Source organism: Alloyangia pacifica (assembly GCF_003111685.1).
Taxonomy (GTDB): Bacteria; Pseudomonadota; Alphaproteobacteria; order Rhodobacterales; family Rhodobacteraceae; genus Salipiger; species Salipiger pacificus_A.
Map to the genome: position 1 here is coordinate 584,314 of NZ_CP022190.1, position 26,380 is coordinate 610,693.

Below are 26,380 nucleotides of genomic sequence, written 5' to 3' on the forward strand. Positions count from 1 at the left end.
ATGAGCAAGCCCAAGCCCAAGCCCGCCCGCTACCGCACGACGAACTGGTCCGCCTACAACGCTGCGCTGACGAAGCGCGGGTCTCTGCTGATCTGGCTGGACAAGGAGATGGCTTGGCACGCGCCGCATGAGGGCCGCCCCGGACGCCCGCCAGTCTTCTCGGATGCGGCGATCCAGTTCTGCCTGTCGATCAAGGTGCTATTCAAGCTGCCGCTCAGGCAGACTGCCGGGATGGTCGCAAGCCTCCTGCGCCTCGCCGGGCTGGACTGGCCCGTTCCAGACTTCTCCACGCTGTGCCGCCGACAGAAGACTCTTAAGGTGCAGATCCCCTATCGCCGTGCCGGCGGGCCGCTGAACCTGCTGGTGGACAGCACCGGCATCAAGTTCCTCGGCGATGGCGAATGGCAGGCCCGGAAGCACGGTTTGCAAGGCCGTCGCCAATGGCGCAAGGTCCATCTGGCCATGGACACCGCCACTTCCGACATCCGCGCGGTCGAGTTTACCCCCAGCCGGGAAGGCGACAGCCCCGTCCTGCCAGACCTGCTGGACCAGATCCCGGACGACGAAGACATCGGCACCGTGACCGCAGACGGCGCCTACGACACCCGCCGCTGCCATAGCGCCATCATCGCACACGGTGGCACTGCGATCATCCCGATCCGCAAGAACGGTCGGCCATGGAAAGACGACTGCCCAGCTGCCCGGGCGCGCAACGAAACCCTGCGCGCCACACGTCACTATAGCAGGGCGTTCTGGAAGCGGTGGACCGGATACCATATCCGCAGCCGCGCCGAGGCCAGGATGCGATGCCTGAAGGCCTTCGGCGAGCGCATCGCCGCCAGAGACCCCGACCGCCAGACTGCCGAAATCCACATCCGCGTCGCCCTCATGAACCGCTTCAACGCCCTCGGCACAGCCGAGATCGTCCGCGTGACCTGAACCTGACGGGGAAAGGGCCCCCCACGCCTCAGGACGCCGTTCTGCAACAACGCCATTTTGGACCTTGCCGGTAATGAGACCACGGCGCGTGCGTAACCCCATCAAGGCCACGGCCCGCGAGCCGATCAACAGGCCGGATACATATGAGCGATTTCCGAAGTCGTGCCAAATTCTTGATTGCGAACAGCAGCCGGCACATACATATGGGCCGGTCACGTCTTGAATGGCGACCACTGGTCGTCCCTTCGCTATGTCGGCTTCCTGCGCTGAGCGGCCGGTGGGCGCTTCATGCCTGGTGCGGTCGACATGGGTGCATAAAGGCGCTTGCGAAACGTGGGACACTTCCTCTGTAGACCATTGATTCAGCTAGGCGCGCATCGCTCAAAAAATGGGTCACCTGCAGACTGATTTTATCGAGAAATTTCGGCTTTCTGCCAGCCGGTGTGGAACTTAAATATTGATGTTCTCGGCTTGGTCTGGCTGGCAACAATAGGACTGTGATACTCGCGTTAAGGCTGTCCGGTAGTGTTTCCCAAGTTCGCGCTTCGTTTCGCTTTTGTCCGGCGTGTTCTGCTAGGGGTCTGGGAAACGGTTCTCCCGAGTGTTCATGTGCTTAGGATGCTTGTTTCCTCGTTTACACCGAAGATGTCGGGGGTTCGAGTCCCTCATCACCCACCATTTTCAATCACTTCGTAGCCTCTTGGTCTTAAGCTTCCCATTTTCGGGAATCTGGTTCCCGACGTCTGGGTAGCAGCAACACCGTCTCGCGGTTCATGTGCTTGACCTCCGCGCGTCTGGCGTGATGCTTCGACATGCGTCCTGACAGGTCGCCGAGCATTGCGTGAACACGCTGGATGCCGCCGAACAACTCGGGGCTTCTGGCGACGGTGTTGGCGATGACTGTTGCGTTCGTCCTGCGCCGTCCGCGGTCAATTTGCCGATTGGCTCGGTCTCCGGAATCTGAGTCAGCAGGCCCGCCACCATGCCAGAGGTCTGGCGAAGCGGCAGGTTGAACGGGATCTTGATCGACAGGCAGCATTGTACGGCCATATCGGAAACCACCACAGGCCGCCCGGGTCGTGGGGCTGTGTTTCAGCAAGAGCTAGGAACTGTATCCCTCACTCGGCGAAGACCGGCTGGACCGGGGCTGCCGCACAGTACGCGATGGCCCCGGAACGCGGACATGCCGCTCGGCCTCAGAGCCGTTTCGCCCAGACCGACCCTCGCCGTCGTGCTGCCGGGATCAGCGGTAGATCAGGGTCGGCAGCCACATGGTGACGCCCGGCACGAAGGTCACCAGAAGCAGCACCAGAACCAGCGGGATCAGGAAGGGCGCCGTCCCCGCGAGCGCGCGCTCGAAGGGGATGTTGGCGACCCGGCTCAGCACGTAAAGCACCATGCCCACAGGCGGCGTCAGTAGCCCGAGCATGAGGTTCAGCACCATGATCACCCCGAAGTGCACCGGATCGACACCAAGCTGAACCGCCACCGGCAAAAGCACCGGCACGAGGATGGTGATCGCCGCCACGGTCTCCATGAAGCAGCCGACGATCAGCAGCACGAGGTTGATCAGAATCAGGATCACCCACGGGTTGTCCGACGCCCCCAGAAGCAGGTTCGCGGCCATTTCCGGAACCCGGTTCGAGGTGAGGATCCACGCGAAGATCGACGCGGCGCCCACCACCAGCAGCACCACCGAGGTGGTCTCGATCGTGTCGTAGCTGACCCGGATCAGGCGGCGCAGGGTCAGCGTGCGGTAGACCACGGCCCCGAGGAAGATCGCATAGGCGCAGGCGGCCACCGCGGCCTCGGTCGGGGTGAAAGCCCCGGTGAGGATGCCGCCGACGATGATCACCGGCGTCAGCAGCGACAGGAAGGCGCGCTTGAAGCTGATGGCGAGGATGCGAATGGCGAAGGGCTGGTCACGCTTGAAGCCGTCGCGGCGGGCGAAATAGGCCACCATGAGCATCAGCGCCACGGCCATGACCAGCCCGGGAATGAAGCCCGCGGCGAAAAGCTGGCCGATCGAGGCGCTGGCGACCACGCCGTAGATCACCATCGGCAGCGAGGGCGGGATGATCGGGCCGATGGTCGACGAGGCCGCGGTGATGCCGACGGCGAAGTCGGTCTTGTAGCCCGCATCGCGCATCGCCTTGATCTCGATCGCGCCAAGCCCACCGGCGTCGGCCACCGCCGCGCCGGACATGCCCGCGAAGATCACCGAGGCGCCGACGTTCACATGGCCGAGCCCGCCGCGCATCCAGCCCACGAGCGACAGCGCGAAGTTGAAGATCCGCTCGGTGATCCCGGCGGTGTTCATCAGGTTGCCGGCGAGGATGAAGAAGGGCACGGCGAGCAGCGGGAAGCTGTCGACGCCGTTCACCATGCGATGCGCCACCACCATCGGCGGCACGGTGCCCGACAGGATGAAGGCGAGCGACGCCCCCGCCAGCGCGATGGCGACCGGCACGCCGATGAGGATCAGCACGAAGAGCAGGACGAAGAGAAGTGCGATTGTCATGTCCGGGTCCTAGTCGATGGCGCGGGTTTCATCCGCGTGGGCTTCGGGATCGATGAGCCGGCTGGTGCCACTGGTCAGGTGCCGCACGCCGTTGATCGCGGAATGGATCGCCATGCCCGCGAAGCAGAGCGCGACAAACCAGTAGACATAGGATTTGGGCACGTCGATCGAGACCATCATGCCCCCGGTGCGGGTGGCCAACTGGCCCGAGAGCCAGGCGAGCGTCGCAAAGAAACCGGTGGTGATGAGGTCGATCACGCCCTGCATCAGCCGGCGCAGCGGGCGGGGCACCCAGCGGTAGAGGAACTCCACCGCGATATGGCTGTGCTTGCGCGCCGCCATCACCGATCCGGCGAAGGTCACGGCGATCAGCAGGTAGCGGGCGATCTCCTCGGTCCAGCCCAGCGAGTCGTTCAGCACGTAGCGGGTGAAGAACTGCAGGAAGACCACGCCGGCCAGCACCCAGAACAGGGCCAGCACAAGCGCATCCTGCCAGCGGATGTCGGAAAGGTCGATCTCCTGCGCGTCCTCTTCGGCGAGGTGCAGGGTGAAATCCTCGGGGCCGGTTTCGGGGCCGGACATCGGGCGCGTCTTGCCCGGGTCGGTATCGTCATGCATGGGGGCGCCTCGTCTGAGGGTCGGTGGGCCGGGGGCGGCGCGACGGCCGCCCCCGGCGCGACGGATTACTGGCCGATGGCCTGCAGGCGGTCATAGGTCTCCTGATCCCAGGTCGCCATGTCGCCGTTGTGCACCGCCTTCACCGCCTCGATGAATGGGCCGCGATCCACCTCGTTGACCGTCACCCCTTCGTCGACGAACCACTGCTTGAGGTTGTTCTCGGCCTCGATCACCTGCTCGGTTGCGCAGGTCGCGGTGTCGTCCAGCACCTGCTCGAGCGCCGCCTGGTCCTCTTCCGAGAGGCTCGTCCAGGTCGGGCCGCCGACGATGGTCAGCAGCGCGTCGGTGATGTGGCCGGTGAGGTTGATGTCGGACTGCACCTCGTAGAACTTCTTGGCCTGGATCGTCGGCAGCGGGTTCTCCTGCGCGTCGACGGTGCCCTGCTGCAGCGCGAGATAGACCTCGGCAAAGGCGATCGGCGTCGGGTTGGCGCCGGTGGCTTTCGGGAACATCATGTAGAGCGGCGCGTTCGGCACGCGGATCTTCAGCCCCTTCATGTCTGCCGGGGCCAGGATCGGCTTGTTCGAGGTCACGTGACGCTGCCCGTAATAGGTAAGCGAGGTCACGTGGTTGCCGGTGGCATCGGCGTAGCCCTGGGTCAGCTCGTCGAAGAGATCGGACGTGCGGTAGGCATCCCAATGCGCGTAGTCGCGGAACATGAAGGGCGCGCCGCCGATCGCGAGCGGGCCGTAGTAGCGCCCGGCAAAGAGCTGGCCGGTGTAAATGATGTCGACGGTGCCGAGGCTGAGCCCCTCGTTGATGTCCGACTCCTTGCCCAGCGTCGAGGCCGGGAAGACCTCGATGCCGAGCCGGTTGTCGGTGGCCGCCGTCAGCGCGTCATTCGCCGCCACCGCGCAGGTGTGATAGGGCTCGGCGGTCTCATAGACATGCGCGAACTTGAGCACCCGCTCGGCCTGCGCCGACGCGGGCAGCGCCGCTCCCAAAGCGATCGCCGCCGTTGTTAGGAATGCCAGTGTCTTCGTAATCCGGGTCATTTGGTTCTCCTCCCTAAATTCCCAAAACTTTGGTCTTTTCAGCCGCCCACCACCTCCAATGGCGGGATGCCTTTCTCCTCTGCGAAGCGCGCCAGCGCCTCGACAGCCGTCTGATCGAGCGTCATGCCCTGCACCGCGCGGCGCCTGCCTTCCGCCCATTCCCTGTCCCCCGCCGCCATGACTTCGGCGCCCTGCGCGGTGCTCGAGCCGCGAATGGCGGTCCGGTAGCGGCGGAGCGTGGCGGTGAAGACCTCGAGCCCGGCAAAGGCCGCCGGGTCAAAGGCCATGACGAAGGCGCCCAGCCCGCGCGGGGTGGACATGTCGTCGGAGATCATGCCCGGCAGCTCGAAGCTGAGCGGGGCACCCGAGAGCGCGGTGCTGAGGATTTCGGAGATCCCCGCCAGCCCCGCGCCCTTGTAGCCGAACTCGCCGCCGAGCGGCGCGAGCATCTCGGCGCGTTCGGGGTCGGTGACGTTCTCGCCAAGCCCGTTCGAAGCCGTGTCGTGGGGCAGCTCGATGCCGAGCGCGCGGCTGAGTTGCACCTTGTTGAAGGGGATGGCGCTTGTCGCCATGTCGAAGAGCCAGGGCTCCTCGCCAATCCCGGCGGGACCGGCCATCGAGATCGGGTTGGTGCCGTGGAATTTCTCGGCCCCGCCGTGCAGGCGAACAAAGCTGTCGGAGTTGCAAAAGCAGAACCCAAGGAGCCCCTCTTCGGCGATGGCGCGCGCGTAGGCCCCCGCCGCACCGAAGTGAGAACTGGCCCGGATCGCCACCGCGCCCGAGCCGCTGGCGCGGGCCAGTTCGACCGCCTTGTCGACGGCAGCATAGGTGGCCCGCGCGCCATGCGCATCGCCGCCGTCGAGCAGCGCGGCGCCGGCGCTTTCGCGGACGAAACGCAGTTCTGGTGCGGGGTTCAGCCGGCCTTTTGTGAAACCATCGAGGTAATGCGGCAGCAGCCGGTAACCATGGGTGTCGACCCCAAGCGACGAGGCATGGCTGAGCGCCCTGATGACCGCCTTCCGGGTTCGATCATCGCAGCCGGCTGCGGCCAGCGCGGCGTCGGCGAAGCGTTCCATTTCGGCCTGCTTCACCCGCTCGGGCGGGCGCGGCGCGGCGCTCGCGGCACTGTCCTGCGCCAGGTAGTTCTGCGTGGTGTCCCGGATATGGCTGCGCATCAGGGTCTCGGCCGCCGCGGTATCGCCCTCGGCAACGAGTGCGGCAAGCTGCTGGTGCTCGGCCAGGGAGCGTTCGTTCAGCTCATGCTCGCGGCTCAGCTTGTTGCGCAGCGCCTGGATGCGGAAGGACAGCATGTGATGCGTCTTTTCCAGGTAGACGTTGCCGCATTCGGCAAAAATCGCATGGTGGAAGGCGTTATCGAGCAGCTTGTAGCTGCGCGCGTCGCGGGTGGAGAGGGCCTCGGCCATTTGCGCGGTGATCTCGCGAAGGCGGGTGGCAAGCGGCAGGGCGCGGCGGGCGATGGCAAGCCGCAGCGCCTCGGTTTCGAGCATTTCGCGCAGCTCGCCGAGACTGCCGATGTCCTCCTGCGACATTTCGAAGACGCGGGGGCTGCGGTTGGGCCTGGTGGTGATCATTCCCTCGCATTCGAGCTGCACAAGCGCCTCGCGCAGGGGAATCTTCGACATGCCGAGACTCGCGGCCAGCTCGGATTCCCGCAGCGCAGAGCCCATGGGCAGATCGCCAGAGATGATCTGCTCCCGGATCGCCTCGCGGGCTCGGTCGGAGAGCTTCGGCGCGCCGTCACGCAGGGTCGGTCCATCCACGGTAATGCCTCCTCAACATGACCAAACGGTATATGGTATACCAACGTTGGGTCAACTGTGATCTTAGGCTTCGGCGGGGCGGCAGGTCAGACTGGCGCACATCCAACAAGGGTAACCTCAAGCCGCCAAGATCAAGCGTGAGATTGGTGGGCTGCACGACGGCACCCAAAACTGCCTTTCGACAGGAGGGCTGCGCGAGGCGCTACCGAGACCTGGGCGCCAGGAACTTCGTCCGAGGCCTGCGGCCGGGAGCAGGGTCGACGTTTGCCCAAGGCGGTCAGGGCAAGACTACGGCCGCCGCAGAAGCGCCTGCGCCGCGATGATCGCAATGATCGACGCGAGCTCTCCGGAAGTGCATCAGACCCAATGCCGCCGCGTCGCGCCGATCGGGGCACGGGCCCGCAGGGCTAGAAGATCCCGATCCGCGTCGCCAGCCGTTTCCAGTCGCGCATCCGCTGGTCCAGGTCGTGGTTTGCGGCGTTGGCCGTGGCGTGGATGAGCAGGCCGGTCGCTGCGGTCAGTCCGAGGAGCGACTCCAGGAAGAGCCCCGTTTTGGACGGCGTATTGATCACCGCGTTGGTGACCTCATGCGCCCAATGGCAGTATTCATCAGTCACCACCACCACCGTCCGGCCCTGCTCGCGCGCGAGCCGCGCGATGGTCTCGCATTCGGCTGCATAAGGTATGACATCGATCACAAGCAGGCAGCTGCTCCCGGGGGCAGGGGGGTCGAGCCATTCGGACAGCATGCTGTCATGGCCCGACAGGAACCGCACGCGCGGGCGGGCGAGGGCGAGCCGGCGGGCGGTGTCCTCGGCAAGGCCGCGCACGGTCTGGAAGCCGGTGACATAGACCTCATCGGCCTCGCGCAGGTAGCGTTCTGCGGCCTGGAAGGCGGGGCTTCCCATCTTGGAATAGACGGTGCTGATCGCGCGCAGCTCGGCGGTCATCTGCTCCTGCCAGTCCTCGGGCAGCTCGAAGCCCTCCTCGGCGAGGCTCTCGCCGGTGACCGAGTAGCGGTGCCGCAGCATCGCCTTGAACTCCTTCATCCCGGCGCAGCCGAACCGGCGCAACATCCGTCCCACGGTGATCTCGGCAACCCCCGCCTTCTGAGCGATGGACTTTCCTGTTTCGTAGGAGATCGAGTTGAGGTTGAGCAGGAAATACTGCGCGACCTTCGCCTCTTGCTTGGGCAGCGAGGCCATGCCTTCTTCGACTTTGCTCACGAATTCATCAATCGGAGCCTCGGCGTAGGATGCAAACCCCTGCGTCATGGCGGATCTCCATATGATAGAAAACTAACATTTGACGAAAATGACAGTAACGAACCATTTTGGCGACTCAAGGCAAAACCGAAAAACCGCCTGACAGGGAGCCACTGAACACATGAAGAAGATGCATCTTGCCGCGACGACGGCGCTGACCCTCGCGCCGCTGGCGGCCGCCGCCGAAACGCTGTCGCTCTATAATTGGGGCGACTACATCAACCCCGCCGTACTGGAGGCCTTCACCGAAGAGACGGGCATCGAGGTCTCGCTCGACAGCTACGGCTCGAACGAGGAGATGCTGGCAAAGATCCAGGCCGGGGCGACCGGCTACGACATCGTCTTCCCCTCCGTCCACATGCACGACATCATGTTCCAGCTCGGCCTGCTGGCGCAGACGGACATCGGCGAGGCCCCGGGCTTCGAGAACATCGACCCGCAGTTCGTCCGTGCCCAGACCGATCCGGACGCCGAATATTGCCTGCCCTATGCTTGGGGCAACGTCGGCATCGTCTACAACAAGGAACTGGCCGGCGACATCAAGAGCTGGGAGGACTTCTTCGCGCTCGGCGCCGCGGGCAAGAAGATCACGCTGCTAGACGACCTGCGCGAGACCATCGGCATCGGGCTTATCGTGAACGGCAACTCGGTCAACTCCACCGATCCGGCCGAGGTCGAGGCCGCGGCGGATTACATCATCGACCACATTGGCGGCGTCACCGCGTTCACTTACGACTCGGTGCCGCAGGTTATCTCGGGCGACGTGGCGGCGGCGCATTGGTACGTGGGCGCGAACCTTTACGTGTCCGAGAACCCCGACACCATCGGCTACATCATCCCCGAGGAAGGCGCGACCCTGTACCAGGAGGACATGTGCGTGCTGGCATCCGCGCCCAACAAGGAGGCCGCGAAGAGGTTCCTCGAATTCTACCTGCGCCCCGAGATAGCGGCACTGAACGTCGCGCAGCAGATGAACGGGACCCCCAACCTGCCCGCACGGGAGTTGATCCCCGAAGAGATCGCCGGGAACGAGACGATCTACCCGTCGCAGGATGTCATGGAAAAGCTGCAGATCTTCGAAGACCTGGGCCGCGACCTGCAGCTCTACAATTCCGAGTGGACCCGCATCAAGACCGCGCAATGACGCCCTTTGACACCCAACCGGCGGGGGGCTTCTCCGCCGGCACGCAGGACCGCACGCCCATGCCTTCTCCGCTTGAAATCATCGACGCCCGCAAGACTTTCCGCACCCCCGAGGGCGGCAGCATGACCGCGCTCGACCGCATCTCTCTGAGGCTCGCCAGCGCCGAGTTCGTCACCCTGCTCGGCCCTTCGGGCTGCGGCAAAACCACGCTTCTGCGCACCATCAGCGGCTTCGAGACGCTGGACGCGGGCGAGGTGCTGATCGACGGTGCCGCCGTCACCCAGATGCCGGCGCATCGCCGTCCGGTGAACACCGTGTTCCAGCGCTACGCGCTATTCGGCCACATGAGCGTGGCGCGCAACGTCGGCTACGCGCTGGAGATCGCCGGTCGGGACAAGCGCGAGATCCGCGCCCGCGTCGGCGAGATGCTGGAACTGGTCGGCCTTGCGGGGATGGAGAAGCGGTCCATCCAGCAGCTCTCGGGTGGCCAGCAGCAGCGCGTCGCTCTGGCGCGGGCGTTGGCGGCGAAACCCAAGCTGCTGCTGCTCGACGAGCCGCTCTCGGCGCTCGACAAGAACCTGCGACAGAAGATGCAGCAGGAACTGAAGGCGCTGCAGCGGGAGCTCGGCATCGGCTTCATCTTCGTCACCCACGACCAGGAAGAGGCGCTGACCATGTCGGATCGGATCGCCGTGCTGGCGCATGGGCAGATCCAGCAGATCGGCGCGCCGACAGAGCTGTATCAGACCCCGGCCAACCTTTTCACCGCCGACTTCCTTGGGGAGAGCAACCTTTTGCCCGTGACGGTCACCGGCGGCAGCGCCAGTCTGTCCGACGGCCAGGGCTTTGCCACACCCCACGCTTCCGGTGCGGCGACGCTGCTGCTGCGCCCCGAGGCGCTTTCTGTCGCGCCGCCCGAGGGCCATGCGCTCAGATTCACCGGCATCATCCGCGAGACCTATTACACCGGCACGGACCACCAGATCGCGCTGGAAACGTCCGCCCACGGCACGCTGCACGCTCTATTGCGCAGCGGCAGCGCGCTGCCCGGCGTCGGCTCGGAAATGACGCTGTACGCCGCCGCCCACGGTCTGCACTTGATCGACGAGGTGGCCGCATGAGCCTTGCCCACCGCAAGCTGCTGCAGCTCTTCGGCCTCTTGGGTGCGCCGACGGTCTTCCTGCTGGTCTTCTTCTTCGGTCCGCTGCTGATCATGCTGGTCTACAGCTTCCTGACGCCGGGGCTCTATGGCGGGGTCGACTGGATCTTCTCGCACCTCAACTACGGACGCATCCTCGGCTGGGCCGACACGCGCTACGAGAAGTTCGACCCGGTCTATATCGCCATTTTCCTGCGCTCGCTGAAGCTGGCGGCGCTGACCGTGCTGGCCAGCCTGCTTGTCTGCTATCCCGCCGCCTTCTGGATCAGCCGGATGCGGCCCGGGATGCGCGACTTCGCGATCTTCCTCGTCACGCTGCCCTTCTTCGTCAGCCTGATCGTGCGGCTCTTTGCCTGGGTGCTGATCCTTCGGCCCACGGGCTTCCTCAATCAGGGGCTCATGGGGCTGGGGCTGACCGGCGCGCCGCTCGAGTTTCTCTACACCGATTTCGCAGTGATCCTGGGGATGACCTATGTCTTCATCCCCTTCATGTTCCTGCCGCTCTACGGCTCGATCGAAAAACTCGACATGGCGCAGATCGAGGCGTCGTCGGACCTTGGCGCCACCCGCGTCCAGACCTTCCGCAAGGTGATCCTGCCCGCGACGCTGCCCGGCATCGTCGGAGGCTCGGTGATCACCTTCATTCCCGCCTTGGGCAACTTCATCGTGCCCTCGGTGCTGGGCGGGGCGAAGGTGCTGATGATCGGCAACCTGATCGAGCAGCAGTTCCTGTCGGCGCGCAACTGGCCCTTCGGCTCGGCGCTGGCGATGCTGGTGATGAGCGCGGTCTTGCTTCTGCTGATCGCGCAATTCCGCCTCGCGAAGAAGGAGGCGCAGTCATGATCCTGCGCCGTCTGCTCAGCCTCTACGGGCTGTTCTTCTTCGTCTTTGTCTACGCACCGATCCTGCTGGTGGTGGTCTACTCCTTCAATGCCAACACGCTGAACATGATGATCTGGGACGGCTTCACGCTGGACTGGTACCGCCAGCTCTTCGGCATGGAGACCTCGCTGACCCAGAGCGCGACCTATGTCGACAGCACCGACCAACTCTGGGGCGCGGTGCGCACCAGCCTGATCGTCGCGCTCTCGACCTCGGTCTTTTCCACAGTCTGCGGCACCGCGCTGGCGCTCGCCGTGGCGCGCTACCGCTTCCGGCTGGCGCGCTTCTACCGCACGCTGATGATGCTGCCGATGATCATGCCCGATATCGTGCTGGGCATCGCGCTGCTGATCTTCTTCATCACCATTGGCATGAACCTGTCGATGCTGACGATCATCATCGGCCAGTCGACATTCCTGATCTCCTACGTCTTCGTCACCGTCTCCGCCCGGCTGGCCGAGGTCGACACCTCGGTCGAGGAGGCCTCAGCCGATCTTGGCGCCATCCCGGCGCAGACCTTCCGCAAGGTGACCCTGCCGGGCATCGCGCCGGGCATCCTCGGGGGCTGGCTGCTGGCCTTCATCATCTCGATGGACGACCTCGTCATCACCTATTTCATCGCCGGCACCGGCAACACCACGCTGCCCATCCATATCTGGGGGCTGCTCCGTCGCGGCATCAAGCCCGAGATCAACGCCATCGCCACGCTGATGCTGCTCTTCACCCTGGTGATCGCCGCCGCCGGCCTCTACTTCAGATCGAGACGACAGAAATGACCTGCAATACCAAGCCCCGCGCCCGCGCGCTGGGGATTCCGCTTCCGGGCACGCCCGGTCTGCTGAACGCCATCACCGATGTGCCGGGCCTCGAGGTGGGCACGACCGAACTGCTCTCGGCGCGCGATCCGTCGCTCGCCACCCGCGGCATCCAAGTGCAGACCGGGGTCACCGCGATCCTGCCGCGCGGCCACGATCCCGAGCCGAAGCCGGTCTGGGCCGGGCAGTTCAGCCTGAATGGCAACGGCGAGATGACCGGCGCCCACTGGGTGCGCGACGGCGGCTGGTTGGCCGGGCCGATCATGATCTCCAACTCGCATGCCATCGGTCCCTGCCACACGGCGGCGGTGCGTTGGATGGTCGAGACCTATGGCGCGACCTGGGAGGACAATCACCTCTGGGCAATGCCGGTGGTGGCTGAAACCTATGACGGCGTGCTCAACGACATCAACGGGCTGCATGTGACCGAGGACCTGGCGCGCCGGGCGCTCGACGCGGCTCGGCCCGGGCCGGTGCGCGAGGGCAACTCTGGCGGCGGCGCGGGGATGATCTGCTACGAGTTCAAGGGCGGCACCGGCACCGCCTCGCGGCAGCTCGAGGTCGACGGCCAAGCCTTCACCCTCGGGGCGCTGGTGCAGGCCAACCACGGGCTACGGCCCTGGCTCACCGTCGCCGGGCGCCGCGTCGGCGAACAGATGCCCGAGCACCGGGTCGTGGACATGGTGACCGAGCGCGGATCGATCATCGTGGTCCTCGCCACCGATCTGCCGCTTTCGTCGAGCCAGCTTGAACGGCTGTCGCGCCGCGCCGCCATCGGCATCGGGCGCGCCGGGACGCCGGGGGGCAACAACTCGGGGGACATCTTCCTCGCCTTCTCGACCGCCAACGAGATGCCGCTGCCGCAGCTCTCGGGCCCGTGGCGGCATATGACCTGCCTGAACGACGAGCTTCTCGACCCGGTCTACATGGCTGCCGTCGAGGCGGTGGACGAGGCCGTGCTCAACGCGCTCTGCGCCGCGGAGGATGTGCCCATGGCGCGCCCCGCCGGGGGCATCTGCCGGGCGCTGGACACGGACCGGCTGATGCAGCTGCTGGAGTGAGGCGACCTGTTTCCCGGCCAGGAGTGCGGCGGCTCAGCCTGCCTGTTGATCGTGCCGCCGTGTGAGGTCCAGGCGCCTGGTGCGCCTCGACCACCCGAGGCCCCTGTCCCTTCACCCGTCCTGGGCAACCAGATGGCCGTCGCCGATGTCCAGGAGGCTGACAGGCGTAGGCCCCTCGTTGATTTTCCAGATGGGCGAGGGCAGGTCCGTTGCCCGCCGAGCATGCGGGCGGCCCTTGCGCGATGGATCGGGGATCGGCACGGCATCCAGAAGGCGTCGGGTATAGCTGTGCTGCGGGTTGCCGAACACCTGATCACGGGTGCCCATTTCCACGATTTGCCCCAGGTACATGACCGCGAGGCGATCCACGACATTTTCCACGACGGCCATGTCATGGCTGATGAACAGGTAGGACACCCCCGTTTCCTGCTGCAACTCCTCGAGCAGCGCCAGCACCTGTGCCTGCACCGAGACATCAAGCGCGGAGACGCTCTCGTCGCAGATGATCAGTTTCGGTTTGAGGGCCAATGCGCGGGCCACGCAGATCCTTTGGCGTTGCCCCCCCGAGAATTCATGCGGATAGCGCTGCATCTGACCAGCGCTCAGGCCCACGCGTTCAAAGAGCTCCGTTGCGCGGGCGATCCGGTCTTCGGCCGAACCGATGCCATGGATCAAGAGCGGCTCCATGACCGCTTCGCCGACAGTCATGCGCGGATCGAGCGCCGCCATGGGATCCTGGAAAACCATTTGGATGTCGCGGCAGATGTCGCGGCGTCCCCGGTCGGTCAGGCCGGCAAGCGCCTTGCCGTCGACCTCGATGTGTCCCGCGTGCGGCACGAGCCCCGACAGCGCCTTGGCGATGGTGGACTTGCCACAGCCGGATTCCCCGACCAGCCCGAAGGTTTCGCCGGGGCGGATGTCAAAGCTCACCTTTTCGACGGCATGGACGCGATGCGTGGGGCGTCCAAAGAAGTCTGAACCGATATCGAAATGCACGCGGGCGTCCACCAGCCGCGCGGCAGGCGCAGTTGAAACGGGCGGCAGGGGCTTGGCCCGTTCGGCACCCGCGCCAAGGCGCGGCACCGCGGCGAGGAGACTGCGGGTATAGTCATGCTGGGGCGCGGCAAAGAGCGTGTCGACCGGCGCGCTTTCGACCATGCGGCCCTGTCGCATCACCACGACGCGATCGGCGCTTTCCGCGACCACGCCCATGTCGTGGGTGATCAGGATGATGGCGGTCCCGGTCTCGGCCTGAAGGTCGCGCAACAACTCGAGAACTTCTTGTTGCACCGTCACGTCCAGGGCGGTGGTCGGCTCGTCCGCGATCAGCAGCGCAGGCCGCAGCGCGAGGGCCATCGCGATCATGACCCGTTGCCGCATGCCCCCCGAAAGTTCATGGGGGAATTGCTTCATCCGGCGCTCGGGTTCGGGAATGCGCACCTTGCGCAGGGCCTCGACCGCCTGCGCGCGCGCCGCGGAGGCCGCGACCAGCGCGTGCGCGCGGATCGCCTCTGTCATCTGGCTGCCGATCGTGTGAACCGGGTTCAGCGACGTCATCGGTTCCTGGAAGATCATCGCCAGCCGGGCTCCGCGCCAGTTGCGCATCTCGGTCTCGGGCAGCTTCGGCAGGTCGGTTCCGTCCAGCAGCGCCTGCCCAGAGGTGACCGCGACATTGTTGGGCAGCAGGCCCATCAACGCCAGCGAGGTGATCGACTTGCCCGACCCGCTTTCGCCCGCGATGGCGAGCGTTTCGCCGGCGTGCAGGTCGAAGGACAGGCCCGCCACCAGAGGGCGCACCACACCGCGATCCCTGACCGAGACGGTGAGCTCGCGCACTGACAGGAGGGGTGCAGTCGCCCCCGAAGGGGCGGTTGCGGCTTGTGTCATGGTCATTCGAGCACCATTCGCGGGAAGTAGAAGGAGACGACCCAGTTGGGCATGTCGACGATTTCGGAGATGCGCAGATCGCCGCAGGTCGAGACCAGCATATAGGCATCCACTGCCGACATGCCGTGCTTGGCCGTGAGCAGGTCGATCATGCCCGCTACCGCGTCGCGCGCGCCGCTCATCAGGTCGGGCCCGATCCCGGTCGTGACCTCGTAGCCCTTCTGGTCGAGGTGGTTGGTCACTGGCCCCGGCGTGGTGAACCGCGGCATCTTGAGGTTCGCCCCCTTCACCAGATCGAGCGTCAGCGTCACATCCATCGGGCTTTCGATCGCCGTGCCGCAGACCTCGCCATCGCCCTGCGCCGCGTGGGTATCGCCCACGGAGAACAGCGCGCCCGCGACTTCAACCGGCAGGTACAGCTCTGTCCCGGCGGCCAGGTCGCGGATGTCGAGATTGCCGCCCGTGCGCCGCGGCGGCACGATGGAATGCAGCCCGGGTTCGGCCAGCGCCACGCCTATGGTGCCGGTGAAGGGCTTGAGCGGCACGCGCCCCATGTCGCCCCAAAGCGCCGGAGCGAGGCTTTGCGCGTCATACTTCCAGATCGTCAGCGCCGGATCCTGAAACTGGTCCGCCAGCAGGCCGAAGCCCGGTATATTGGCTGTCCAGCCCCAGGCCGACCCCTCCTGCTCGCGCGGGGCAAAACCCTCGAGCGTGATCTTCAGCGCGTCGCCCGGTTCTGCGCCATCGATGTAAATGGGGCCGGAAACCGGGTTGATCTTGCCGAAGTCAAGCGTCCTGACGTCCTCAACGGTGCTCGACGGGCCAAGCTGGCCCGCCGAAGAATCCATGCAGTTGAAGCAGATCGTCGTTCCGGGCGCGACCGTCTCGACCGGGGCAATGGAATTGTCCCAGCCGAAATGGTGCTGCGCGCCGTGGATCGTGTAATCACAGGCCTTGCACATGCGCTTACTCGGTCACGTAGACGTAGTCGTAGTTGACCGGGATCGAGACCGGGTCGACATAGAGCGCATCCGCGCCGCCCATGCGCTCGGACTTGACGGTGTAGCGCTGCTCGTTGAACACCGGGACCCAGGGGGCCTGCTCCATGACCTTCATGTAGACGTCGGACCACATGTCCAGGCGCTCCGGGGCCGACGGGTCGGTCATGCTGTCGGCGGCGGTGGCCATGGCGTCGATGCTCTCGTCGCAGAACTTGGACCAGTTCCAGCCGCCTTCGCCCGCACCGGCACACCCCAGGATCGGGCCGTAGAAGTTCGACGGGTCCGGGAAGTCCGCGATCCATGCCATGCCACCGGACCAGATCATCGGCGCTTCGCCCGCGCCGCCTGCCTCGATGACGTTCGCCTGCGCGAGAGAGCGGATCTCGACGTCCACGCCGATGGCCTTCAGGTCCTGCTGGATCGCCTGCGCGATACGCGGGTTCGGGTCCGTGTTCATCACGAACAGCTCGGTGGAGAAGCCATCATCAAGGCCGGCCTCTGCCAGTTTGGCCTTGGCGGCCTCGACGTCGAAGGCATAGCCTTCGTAGCCGTCTGTGTAGCCCGGCATCGAGGGCGGCAGTGGCTGGGTCGCGGGCACGGCGCGGCCGTTGATGATCTGGGTGATGCGGTCCTTGTTGATCGCCATGTTGATGGCTTCGCGCACGGGCAGCTTGTCGAGCGGCTCGATGCCGACGTTCAGCGTGATGTAGCCGGTGTGCAGCTGGCCGCCTTCGACCACGCGCGCGGCCTGCGCCGGGTCCCCCATGACTTCCTGGAATTTTGCCGGGGGGATGCCGTCGCCGGGCACATCTACCTCGCCGTTCTGAAGGCGCAGAAGGGCGACGATGGGCTCCTGGCCCACTTCAAACGTCACGCCATCCAGATACGGCACGCCATCGCGCCAGTAGTCCTCGTTCTTTTCGAAGACGAGCCGCTGACCGATGGTCCACTCCCCGAGCTTGAAAGCGCCGGTGCCGACGGGATGCTTGCCGAAATCGGTGCCATGCTCGGCCACGGCCTCCTGCGGTACGACGGAGGCAAAGTTCAGCGCCATCACGTGCAGGAAGGTCGCGTCGGGCCGCGACAGGGTGATCTTGACCGTCGAGGGGTCGACCACTTCGACGCCTGCCAGCGTATCCGCCTCGCCCGAGGCCATGGCATCATAGCCCGCGATGGAGGCAAAGAAGCCTGCGCCGGGCGATTGGGTTTCGGGGTTGGTCACGCGATCGAGCGAGTATTTCACGTCCTCCGCGGTCATCTCGCGCCCGTTGTGGAAGGTCACGCCCTTGCGCAGGGTGAAGGTGAAGACCGTGCCATCCTCGGAGATCTCGTAGCTCTCGGCGAGGCCGGGGCGCAGCTCGGTCGTGCCGGGAACGTAATCCATCAGCCCGTCGAAAAGGGATTTGATCATCGACCAGTTCTGCCAGTCGTAACCGATTGCCGGGTCGAGCGTGGCCACATCGTCCTTGTAGGTGACGGTGATCATGCCGCCCGGCGTGGCATCGGGATCAGCGGTGTAGCCCTCGGCAAAGCCGGGCAGAGCCGAGGCCGCCAGCAAAGCAGTGGAGAGAAGTAGTTTTTTCATGATCGTTCCCTGTTGGTTTAAAGTTGAAGAAGATGCCCAGGGATCAGCGCAACTTGATGCGCGGGTCGATGAGCGGGGTAATGAGATCGGCGAGCAGGTTGCCCAGCACGATGGCCGTGGCAGACACCATGGTGACGCCCATGATGATCGGGATGTCGACGCGCTGGATCGCCTGCCACGCGAGCTGGCCGATGCCGGGCCAGCCGAACACGCTTTCGACAACGACGATGCCGCCCATGAAGATGCCGATATCGATGCCGATCATGGCGATGATGGGCAGGATGGCGTTGGGCAGCGCATGGCGCATCAGGACCTTCGAGCGCTTCAGCCCTTTGGCGCGTGCGGTGCGGATGTAGTCCTGCCGCAACACCTCGACCATGCTGGAGCGCATCATGCGGGAATACCAGCCGGACCCCATGATCCCCAGCGTCACCGCCGGCAGAACGAGATGCGCAAAGGTGCCGTACCCGCCAATGGGGAACCATCCAAGCAGCACCGCGAACACATAGAGCAACAGTAGGCCCACCACGAACTGCGGCGCAGAGACCGCGACGAAGGACGTCAGCATCAGCCCCTGGTCGAGCGGCTTGCCTCTATAGAGGGCGGCCACGATGCCAAGCGTGAGCCCGATCAGAAGCTCGCAGAAGATCCCGCCGGCCATCAACAGCAGCGAGGCGGGCAGACGCGCGGCGATCAGCGTCGAGACCTCGGTCTTCTGCAGGTAGCTGCGTCCCATGTCACCTTGAACAAGGCCCGACAGGTAGCGCCAGTATTGCACGAGCATCGGCTGGTCGAGCCCCAGTTGCTGGCGGATGTTCTCGACCGTTTGCGCCGTAGCCGACCGCCCGGCGATCTGGCGCACCGGGTCGGCGGGCAGCACGTAGAGCAGCACGAAGGTGATGAAACTGACGCCCAGCAGGATCAGCAAGGATTGGATGATGCGGCGAAACAGGTAACCGGGCATCAGTCGTTTCCCCTTTGGGTCGGATCGAGCACGTCGCGCAGCGCGTCGCCCACGAGGTTGAAGGCCAGCGCCAGCAGCAGGATCGCCGCGCCCGGGATGAAGACCAGCCAGGGTGCAGCCTGGAAATAGGTCTGGTTCTCGAAGATGATGTTGCCCCAGCTGGGCGTCGGCGGCTGAACACCGACCCCGAGAAAGCTGAGGGTCGCCTCGAGCAGCACGGTGACAGAGATCCCCAGCGTGCCCCAGACGATCAGCGTCGGGATGAGGTGCGGGAGGATATGCTTGAACAGGATGCGCGACCGGGACGCACCCAGCGTCTTTTCGGCGGCGATGAATTCGCGCTCTGCCAGCGAGGTGGTCTCGGTATAGACCACCCGCGCCGTCTGTACCCAGTTGACCAGCGCAATCACCATGGCCACGATCCAAAGCGACGGCTGGAAGATCGCCGCGAGACAGATCGCAAGCAACAGGGCCGGGAAGGCCATCATCAGGTCGGTGAACCGCATCAGCACGGCCCCGACCCAACCGCGGACGTACCCCGCGAGCACGCCCACCAGTGTTCCTATGACCAGCGCGACGCCATTGGCGACCACACCGATGATGAGCGAGGTCTGCGCGCCGTAGAGCATCCTGCTGAACAAGTCGCGGCCCAGCAGGTCCGTTCCCATGAGAAAGTCGCCCCCTGGCGGCATGGGCTCGCCGTAGAGCGTCAGCCCCTCGAACAGCTGTTCGTCAGGTGCGTAGGGCGCGATCCACGGTGCAAGGGCCGCACCCCCTACCACCAGCGTGATGATCGCAAGCCCGAAGAGCGCGAGCTTGCGGCGCAAGAGCCGCCGCAGGGCGCTGGCCGGAGAGGCGGTTGGTGTCGCTTGTACCGTCGTGTCAGCCATGATCCTTGTCCGTCCTTCCATCGCTGACCGAGGCCACGATCCTTGCGGCGGCCTCCTCGAAGCTGACGCGCCACGCCATCGCCATGCCGCGCAGCTGTTCGTAGGCCTCGTTTTCAGTTTTTCCGCGCGTCGCCAGCACGGCCACTGCCTGCACCACGGTCTGCCGCTGGCCGAGGCGCTGGCGCAGATTTTGGATTTCGCCAGCCAAGCCGATCCGCGCATCGAAGGTCGCCCGCGCGATCAGAAGCGCTGAATAGACACCGTTGTCGCCGACAGGCTTGAGGATCTGCGCATCGACACCGAAGTTCATCAGCCATTCGATGCGACCGGGCGCTTCGGACCCGATCAGCGCGATGGTCGGAAGCGGCGCGTCGCCCGGGCGCCAGGGAAACTGGTCGTCAAAGGCGGTGTCCACATCGATGAAGAGAAAGTCGGCGCCGCGCACCGAGGCCGGAAGCTCCGGCCAGCAACACTCGACGTGCAGCCCCACCGCTTCCAACTGGCGGACCAGCGCGGTCACGTTGGCATGTGGCCGGTGCAGGATCACCGCGCGCGCGCCGCCCAGTTCGGGAATGCTCAGACGCCCTCTCATCGTACCACCCGCAGCATCGGTTGTGGCCGCTGCGTCGACTGCGTCAGGTAAGGATCGCCTTCGATCGGTGCGTGGGTCTCGATCGGGACAAATCTGCCGTTGCGCACCGCGGCGATGGCCACTGGCAGCGCAACGTGATGGGTGCGCGGGCTGATCCCCACCGATGCCGCGCGCGGCATGGCCAGAAGCTCGGGCAGGCTCAGGGCCTCGGCGTCCGGCACGCTCGCCAACAGGCGGGCCAGCATCATGACAGAGGCGTGCGCCGCCGCCTCGAAAGATGATCCGAAATCGAAACGCCCCTCGTTGCCCGGCAGCGCGGGGGCCATGCCCTTGAACCATGGACCGGCGGCGATGACCCCCTCTGCCGCGGCGCCCATGGCGCCCAGTTCGGCCTCGGTCATGTTGCACGACAGGACCGGGCACGCGTTGTCGCCGAAGGCGGGATCGTCCGCGCGCAGCTGCGCCATTGCCTCGAGAAACGCATATTGCGACGGACCGATCAGCTGGTTCAGGACAAAGTCCGGCTTCAATGCGGCGATTTCATCGACAAGGCGGGCGATGTCTGTCGATCCGATCGGCACGTACCGTTCGCCAAGGACAGGCGCGCCGCGCTTCGCGCTGACCTCGCGGGCGATGCGGTTCATTTCCCAGCCCCAGATATAATTCGATCCCGTCAGGTAGGACCGGCTGCCATAGGCTGCGAAGGCGTGCTCGAGCAGCGGCAGCAAGTGCTGGTTGGGGCAGGCATGGGCATAGACCACGCGGTCAGAGGACTCGAACCCCTCGTAGGGCGTGGGATACCACAGCACGCCTCCCAGCCTCTCAAGGCTGGGGATCACTTCCTTGCGGCTCCAACTGGTTGTGCAGCCGATCACATGCCGCGCCGAGCTGTTTTTCAGGATGTCTTCGCACAGCGGTGCATAGGCATCGATATCGCCGCCCGGGTCACGCTCCACCGGACAGAAGACCATATCTATCTCAACATCGTCATTGACCTGCTCGATTGCCTTCAGCGCGCCTTCGCGACTGGCCTGCCCCATGAGCCGGTAGGGACCGGAGGTTGAGAAGAGAAGTCCTATGTCGATACTGCGGATCACGCGGCGCTCCTGAAACGAAAAACGCCCCGCACCCAGCGTGTGTCGCGAAGACAGACCGAAGGGTGCGAGGCGCTTTTGCCAATATGTTGCCTCTTGTCTGCGCAAACCTGCGGAGGCTGTCAAAATGTTTCAGGGTCTGGATGCGGCACTTTCGGCAGGTGCGCTTAATTATTGTGCGTCCAATGCGGTCAGGGCGCTCGCAAATGGGGCAGGGCGCCACCCGGCACTTGCAGCAGCGGCGCGCGACGCCACAGGCCCTTTCCAATCGCTGCCGGCGTGCGGACGATGGCGGATGCAGAATTGCTGGATGAGTCGGAAGCGGTTTTTCCGGCTCTCGCGCGGTCTTCGGAACCCAGACGGCGCGGGATATCACGAGATTGCAATCCTGAAGAAAATGCACACCGACGTTCTCGCGAATGAAGGAGCGAGGTCTTGATGGCTGGTCGGAAGGTCTTCCTCGTCTAATTCGCGTTCGTCGTAGATGATCGCTGCGCGCTCCCGGGTGAAGCCGACCAATCGAGCCCCCCAGCGGGCCCAGACCGGCAGCAGCATCGCGCTGGGCAGCCTCAGCGTGCGAGCAGGCCCCCGGTCCACTAGCTCGACCTGCAGGTCCATCGCCGAGGAATTGATGAGGTCGGCCCGCGAAAAGGCCGTCGGCGTCAGGGTGGTATATTGGCGTCGGCGATCATAGATGGCTCTGGACTTTAGCCAGGAGCCGACAAGCAATGCGCCAGCGCCTTTCCGATTTCCTTGATCGACCATCGACGCGTTACACGATCATGGGGGTCATCCTGTTCAACGCGATCATCCTGGGCATGGAAACCTCCGGATCGGTCATGAATGCCGCGGGCGGGGTGATCGTCGCGCTGGATACGGCCTGCCTCGCGATCTTCGTGGCCGAACTGGCGGCCAAGCTCTACGCGCGCGGCCTGCGGTTCTTCCGCAGTGCCTGGAACATCTTCGATCTGCTCGTGGTCGGCATCGCGCTGGTGCCGGCCGCTGGGGCGCTGTCGGTGCTGCGAGCGCTGCGGATCTTGCGGCTTCTGCGCGTGATCTCGGTCGCGCCGACATTGCGCCGCGTGGTCGAGGGCTTCATCTCAGCGCTGCCGGGCATGGCCTCGGTCTTCCTCCTGATGGGGGTGATCTTCTACATCGCTGCGGTGATCGCGACCAAGCTCTTCGCCGCGACCTTCCCCGAATGGTTCGGCTCGTTGGGCGGGTCGCTCTATACGCTTTTCCAGGTCATGACGCTGGAGAGCTGGTCCATGGGCATCGTCCGGCCCGTGATGGAGGTCCACCCGCACGCCTGGATTTTCTTCGTTCCCTTCATCCTGATCACCACCTTTGCCGTGGTGAACCTTGTGGTCGGCCTGATCGTCAATTCGATGCAGGACGCCCACGCGGAGGAATCCAACGCCGCCACGGATACCTACCGTGACGAGGTGATCCGCCGCCTGGCGGCAATCGAAGAGCATCTCAACGTGGCAAACGAAGGGACGGCGCAGCGCGTCGCCGAGCCTGGGACTGGTGCGCGCGCGCGCGGATGACGGCGTTGCCGGCGCGGAGCGGCTCGCTTCTGACCGAGGGACGGGGACCTTCGCAGGCCCGCACCCCGTTGCCGGGAACTGCGCATGTGTCTGTTGCACGCGCGGAAACGCCATCGTCGGCCAGGCGCGCCTCGCTGCGCCTGTCACGCCCGCGAACTCGGTCATGGCGATCTGGTCGGCGTCGGTGACCGTCTTCTCGACCGCTGCGGACAGAGCGGCCACCCGGCCGGATCGGTCTCCGCAGGCCTGGTGTCTCTCGAAGCCCTATAACCCCGACCACAACCAACCCTAAGACGATCAGTCAAAGGATCAAGCCGAACATCATGGTCATGCCGCGGGCGGCCCCCTTGCGCGTGGTCGCGACCGAGCCCGGACGGAAGGGATAAGGCGGCCAATCCCCGGCTCAGGGCATTGGGCGCGATGGCCAAGGGCCGGCAGGCGTCCGGAAGCAACCTTCGCGCGGGTCACGCCGGAGGGGCTGAGCGCCGAGGCTGCGCAGATCCTGGTCCTACGCCGTGCGAGTTTTTCTTGACCTTCCCCCTGCTGGAACCCCCAAGTCATCGTGGGACACTGACACCCGCGCCCGGAGGTTCTTATGGCCCATTCTGACCACACAAGTGATGCCGAGCCGGAAGTCGCGGCCCAGGACGTGACCCGCGATCCGGTCTGCGGGATGACCGTGGATCCCACGGCCGACACGCCGGGCTTCGAGCACGACGGCCACCACTACCACTTCTGCTCCGAGGGCTGCCGCGAGAAGTTCCGCACAGACCCAAACGCCTATCTCACCGCCACAGACCCTGTCTGCGGCATGCAGGTCGAGCGCTCTACCGCCGTCCACATGCTCAAGCACGGCGGTCAGAAGGTCTACTTCTGCTCCGAGGTCTGTCAGTCGAAGTTCGAGGCGGAGCCCGAGGCCTATCTCGGCCACCGCCCCGCGCCCGAGCCGATGCCCGAGGGCACGAAATACACCTGCCCGATGCACCCCGAGATCATCCGCGATGCGCCCGGCGACTGCCCCAAGTGCGGCATGGCGCTGGAGCCGATGACCCCCTCGGCGGACAGCGGGCCGAACCCCGAATACGTCGACTTCAAGCGCCGCCTGAAGATCACCGCGCCGCTGGCGGCGCTGGTCTTCGTGCTGGAGATGGGGGCCCACATCGGCATCCCCTTCGCCGACTGGATCGGACATAGGCTCTTTGGCTGGGTTCAGTTCGCACTGGCAACGCCGGTGGTGATCCTCTGCTGGCCGTTCTTCAAGCGGGGCTGGGCCTCGATCATCAACCGCTCACCCAACATGTGGACGCTGATCGCGCTCGGTACCGGGGCGGCCTATGTCTTTTCCATTGTTTCGCTGCTGGCGCCCGGCCTCTTCCCCGCAGCGATGCGCGACGGGATGGGCATGACGCCGGTCTATTTCGAGGCGGCGGCGGTGATCCTCGTGTTGGTGCTGGTCGGGCAGGTCATGGAACTGGCCGCCCGCGAGCGCACCGGCGACGCGATCCGCGCGCTTCTCGACCTTGCGCCCAAGACGGCGCGGCGGGTGACGGGCGGATCGGAGGAGGACGTGCCGCTGGACGAGGTCGCCTCCGGCGATATCCTGCGTGTACGCCCCGGCGAGAGCGTGCCGGTGGACGGCGTGGTGACCGAGGGGCGCTCTTCGGTGGACGAGAGCATGATCACCGGCGAGCCGGTGCCGGTCGAGAAGACCCAAGGCGAGCCCGTCACCGGCGGCACGCTCAACAAGTCCGGCAGCTTCCTGATGCGGGCCGAGAGCGTCGGCTCCGAGACCACCCTCTCGCGCATTGTCGAAATGGTCTCCAAGGCGCAGAGATCGCGGGCGCCGATCCAGGCGATGGCCGACCGGGTGGCGGCCTATTTCGTCCCCGCGGTCGTGGGCGTGGCGGTTCTGGCTTTCCTCGCATGGACGGTCTTCGGCCCGTCCCCGGCGCTTTCTTACGCCTTCGTCGCGGCGGTCTCGGTGCTGATCATCGCCTGCCCCTGCGCGCTTGGCCTCGCGACGCCGATGTCGATCATGGTGGCGACCGGGCGCGGTGCGCAGGCGGGCGTGCTGATCCGCGACGCTGAGGCACTGGAGCGGTTCTCCAAGGTCGATGTGCTGGTGGTCGACAAGACCGGCACGCTGACCGAGGGCAAGCCGACGCTCACCGACGCTGAGCCCGCCGAGGGGACGGACAAGATCGAACTTCTCGCCTTTGCCGCCGCGCTGGAACGCGGGTCCGAGCACCCGTTGGCAGAAGCGATCACCGCTGGCGCGCGAGCAGCCGAGGCACCCGAGCGCGAGTCCTCGGACTTCGAAGCGGTCACCGGCAAAGGCGTGATCGGCAGCGTTGGCGGACAGCGCGTGGCTCTCGGCAATGCGGCGCTGATGGCGGAAGAAGACGTGGACCTTGGCGCCTTGAATGACCGCGCCAGCGACCTTCAACGCGACGGCAAGACCGCGATGTTCGTCGCCGTGGGCGGGCGCGCCGCCGGGCTGGTCGCGGTCGCCGACCGGGTGAAGGAGAGTACGCCCGAGGCGATCCGCGCCCTGCACGAGGCCGGGTTGCGCATCGTCATGGCCACCGGTGATGCGAAGGCCACGGCCGAAGCGGTCGCGCGGGAGCTCAATATCGACGAGGTGCATGCCGAGGTCAGCCCCGAGGACAAGCACGCGCTGATCGAGAAATTGCGCCGCGAGGGGCTGTCGGTTGCCATGGCCGGAGACGGGGTGAACGACGCCCCGGCGCTCGCGGCTGCGGACGTCGGCATCGCCATGGGCACCGGCGCGGACGTGGCGATGGAAAGCGCCGGTATCACGCTGGTCAAGGGAGACCTCGGCGGCATCGTCCGGGCGCGCCACCTCGCCGAGGCGACCATGCGCAACATCCGCCAGAACCTGTTCTTTGCCTTCGTCTACAACTCGGCCGGCGTGCCGCTGGCGGCGGGCATCCTCTACCCGCTCTTCGGCATCCTGCTTTCGCCCATCGTCGCGGCGGCGGCGATGAGCCTCTCGTCGGTCTCCGTGATCGCAAACGCGCTGCGACTGCGGGGGGTGAAGCTGTGAAATGGCTGGGTCTTGTTACGCTGGTGCTTGTTGCGGGCGCGGGTTGGTTTGTCTTCGTCGGGGCCGAAGGTGCCCCGGCACGCTCTGCCCAGATCGCCGAAGGCAAGACGCTCTACGCGGAAACCTGCGCCGCCTGCCACGGGGCACGCCTCGAAGGCCAGCCGAACTGGCGCACCCCGGGCCCTGACGGCCGCCTGCCTGCCCCTCCGCATGACGCCAGCGGTCACACCTGGCACCACCCCGACGAGGTGCTCTTCAGGATCACCAAGCTGGGCACTGCCGCCGTGGTCGGAAATGGCTATGAGAGCAACATGCCGGGCTTCGGTGATCAGCTTGAATACGCGCAGATCGAGGCCATTTTCACCCACATCAAGTCGACTTGGCCGGAGGAGCTGCGCGCGCATCAGGCGGAGATCTCCGAGACGCCCGGGTAACGCGCATCGTCCTGACACGGTTCCTCGATGGACCTTCTCCCTCCGCACACGGCTGTCGCTGCACACTCAGCCGCGC

The 26,380-nt window shown here is 65.5% G+C and carries 22 protein-coding genes and 1 pseudogene; 9 read left to right on the forward strand and 14 right to left on the reverse strand.

Annotated features, from left to right (window positions below; translation table 11 throughout):
* Positions 1-939 carry an IS5 family transposase gene (locus CEW88_RS15710; protein ID WP_108968699.1) on the forward strand — a complete coding sequence of 313 codons (939 nt, stop codon included), beginning with the start codon at positions 1-3 and terminating at the stop codon, positions 937-939.
* 966 nt (positions 940-1,905) lie between these two features.
* On the opposite strand, the pseudogene CEW88_RS15715 reads toward CEW88_RS15710, so the two are convergent.
* From CEW88_RS15715 to CEW88_RS15740, 6 genes and pseudogenes are all read right to left on the reverse strand, one after another.
* A pseudogene (locus CEW88_RS15715) lies at positions 1,906-2,013 on the reverse strand (transposase); the annotation flags it as partial.
* A gap of 169 nt (positions 2,014-2,182) precedes the next feature.
* The gene (locus CEW88_RS15720; protein ID WP_108968701.1) at positions 2,183-3,460 is read right to left on the reverse strand and encodes a TRAP transporter large permease; all 1,278 of its coding nucleotides are present in this window, start codon (positions 3,458-3,460) and stop codon (positions 2,183-2,185) included.
* A gap of 9 nt (positions 3,461-3,469) precedes the next feature.
* Complete coding sequence (locus tag CEW88_RS15725) at positions 3,470-4,078, reverse strand: TRAP transporter small permease (protein ID WP_235940086.1); 609 nt, start codon at positions 4,076-4,078, stop codon at positions 3,470-3,472.
* Between the two features lie 65 nt (positions 4,079-4,143).
* A complete protein-coding gene (locus tag CEW88_RS15730; RefSeq protein ID WP_108968703.1) occupies positions 4,144-5,133 on the reverse strand; it encodes a sialic acid TRAP transporter substrate-binding protein SiaP in 990 nt (329 codons plus the stop codon).
* Between the two features lie 38 nt (positions 5,134-5,171).
* The gene (locus tag CEW88_RS15735; protein WP_254694529.1) at positions 5,172-6,914 is read right to left on the reverse strand and encodes an Ldh family oxidoreductase; all 1,743 of its coding nucleotides are present in this window, start codon (positions 6,912-6,914) and stop codon (positions 5,172-5,174) included.
* A gap of 407 nt (positions 6,915-7,321) precedes the next feature.
* The gene (locus CEW88_RS15740; RefSeq protein WP_108968705.1) at positions 7,322-8,188 is read right to left on the reverse strand and encodes a MurR/RpiR family transcriptional regulator; all 867 of its coding nucleotides are present in this window, start codon (positions 8,186-8,188) and stop codon (positions 7,322-7,324) included.
* Positions 8,189-8,300: 112 nt separating this feature from the next.
* On the opposite strand from CEW88_RS15740, the gene CEW88_RS15745 reads away from it, so the two are divergent.
* Genes CEW88_RS15745 through CEW88_RS15765 form a run of 5 tightly spaced genes read left to right on the forward strand, consistent with a single transcriptional unit; the run spans position 8,301 to position 13,240 of the window.
* Entirely contained in the window at positions 8,301-9,323 is a 1,023-nt protein-coding gene (locus CEW88_RS15745) for an ABC transporter substrate-binding protein (RefSeq protein WP_108968707.1), read from the forward strand.
* A gap of 59 nt (positions 9,324-9,382) precedes the next feature.
* Entirely contained in the window at positions 9,383-10,444 is a 1,062-nt protein-coding gene (locus CEW88_RS15750) for an ABC transporter ATP-binding protein (protein ID WP_254694540.1), read from the forward strand.
* The gene (locus CEW88_RS15755; RefSeq protein ID WP_108968711.1) at positions 10,441-11,325 is read left to right on the forward strand and encodes an ABC transporter permease; all 885 of its coding nucleotides are present in this window, start codon (positions 10,441-10,443) and stop codon (positions 11,323-11,325) included. The genes CEW88_RS15750 and CEW88_RS15755 overlap by 4 nt, the downstream gene beginning before the upstream one ends.
* Entirely contained in the window at positions 11,322-12,140 is an 819-nt protein-coding gene (locus CEW88_RS15760; RefSeq protein ID WP_108968713.1) for an ABC transporter permease, read from the forward strand. The genes CEW88_RS15755 and CEW88_RS15760 overlap by 4 nt, the downstream gene beginning before the upstream one ends.
* Positions 12,137-13,240: a DmpA family aminopeptidase gene (locus CEW88_RS15765; RefSeq protein ID WP_108968715.1), complete on the forward strand. Its 1,104-nt coding sequence runs from the start codon at positions 12,137-12,139 to the stop codon at positions 13,238-13,240. The genes CEW88_RS15760 and CEW88_RS15765 overlap by 4 nt, the downstream gene beginning before the upstream one ends.
* A 111-nt stretch (positions 13,241-13,351) precedes the next feature.
* On the opposite strand, the gene CEW88_RS15770 is transcribed toward CEW88_RS15765, so the two are convergent.
* The 8 genes from CEW88_RS15770 to CEW88_RS15805 all read right to left on the reverse strand — a co-directional run bounded on the left by CEW88_RS15770 (position 13,352) and on the right by CEW88_RS15805 (position 21,982).
* On the reverse strand, positions 13,352-15,133 hold the full coding sequence (locus CEW88_RS15770) for an ABC transporter ATP-binding protein (RefSeq protein ID WP_108968717.1): 1,782 nt from the start codon (positions 15,131-15,133) through the stop codon (positions 13,352-13,354).
* Entirely contained in the window at positions 15,130-16,089 is a 960-nt protein-coding gene (locus CEW88_RS15775) for an acetamidase/formamidase family protein (protein ID WP_108968719.1), read from the reverse strand. Before CEW88_RS15775 ends, CEW88_RS15770 begins: the two co-directional genes overlap by 4 nt.
* Before the next feature lie 4 nt (positions 16,090-16,093).
* A complete protein-coding gene (locus CEW88_RS15780; protein WP_108968720.1) occupies positions 16,094-17,713 on the reverse strand; it encodes an ABC transporter substrate-binding protein in 1,620 nt (539 codons plus the stop codon).
* 43 nt (positions 17,714-17,756) lie between these two features.
* Positions 17,757-18,677: an ABC transporter permease gene (locus CEW88_RS15785; protein ID WP_108968722.1), complete on the reverse strand. Its 921-nt coding sequence runs from the start codon at positions 18,675-18,677 to the stop codon at positions 17,757-17,759.
* Positions 18,677-19,567: an ABC transporter permease gene (locus CEW88_RS15790; protein ID WP_108968724.1), complete on the reverse strand. Its 891-nt coding sequence runs from the start codon at positions 19,565-19,567 to the stop codon at positions 18,677-18,679. Before CEW88_RS15790 ends, CEW88_RS15785 begins: the two co-directional genes overlap by 1 nt.
* Positions 19,560-20,159 carry an ANTAR domain-containing response regulator gene (locus CEW88_RS15795; RefSeq protein ID WP_108968726.1) on the reverse strand — a complete coding sequence of 200 codons (600 nt, stop codon included), beginning with the start codon at positions 20,157-20,159 and terminating at the stop codon, positions 19,560-19,562. Before CEW88_RS15795 ends, CEW88_RS15790 begins: the two co-directional genes overlap by 8 nt.
* A complete protein-coding gene (locus CEW88_RS15800; RefSeq protein WP_108968728.1) occupies positions 20,156-21,256 on the reverse strand; it encodes a transporter substrate-binding protein in 1,101 nt (366 codons plus the stop codon). Before CEW88_RS15800 ends, CEW88_RS15795 begins: the two co-directional genes overlap by 4 nt.
* Before the next feature lie 369 nt (positions 21,257-21,625).
* Entirely contained in the window at positions 21,626-21,982 is a 357-nt protein-coding gene (locus CEW88_RS15805; RefSeq protein ID WP_108968730.1) for a hypothetical protein, read from the reverse strand.
* Here CEW88_RS15805 and CEW88_RS15810 point away from each other — a divergent pair.
* The 3 genes from CEW88_RS15810 (at position 21,982) to CEW88_RS15820 (ending at position 26,304) form a co-directional block, all read left to right on the forward strand.
* Positions 21,982-22,803 carry an ion transporter gene (locus CEW88_RS15810; protein ID WP_108968732.1) on the forward strand — a complete coding sequence of 274 codons (822 nt, stop codon included), beginning with the start codon at positions 21,982-21,984 and terminating at the stop codon, positions 22,801-22,803. The genes CEW88_RS15805 and CEW88_RS15810 overlap by 1 nt on opposite strands.
* 595 nt (positions 22,804-23,398) lie before the next feature.
* The gene (locus CEW88_RS15815; RefSeq protein ID WP_108968733.1) at positions 23,399-25,870 is read left to right on the forward strand and encodes a heavy metal translocating P-type ATPase; all 2,472 of its coding nucleotides are present in this window, start codon (positions 23,399-23,401) and stop codon (positions 25,868-25,870) included.
* On the forward strand, positions 25,867-26,304 hold the full coding sequence (locus CEW88_RS15820) for a c-type cytochrome (RefSeq protein ID WP_159099637.1): 438 nt from the start codon (positions 25,867-25,869) through the stop codon (positions 26,302-26,304). Before CEW88_RS15815 ends, CEW88_RS15820 begins: the two co-directional genes overlap by 4 nt.
* Positions 26,305-26,380: the final 76 nt, after the last annotated feature.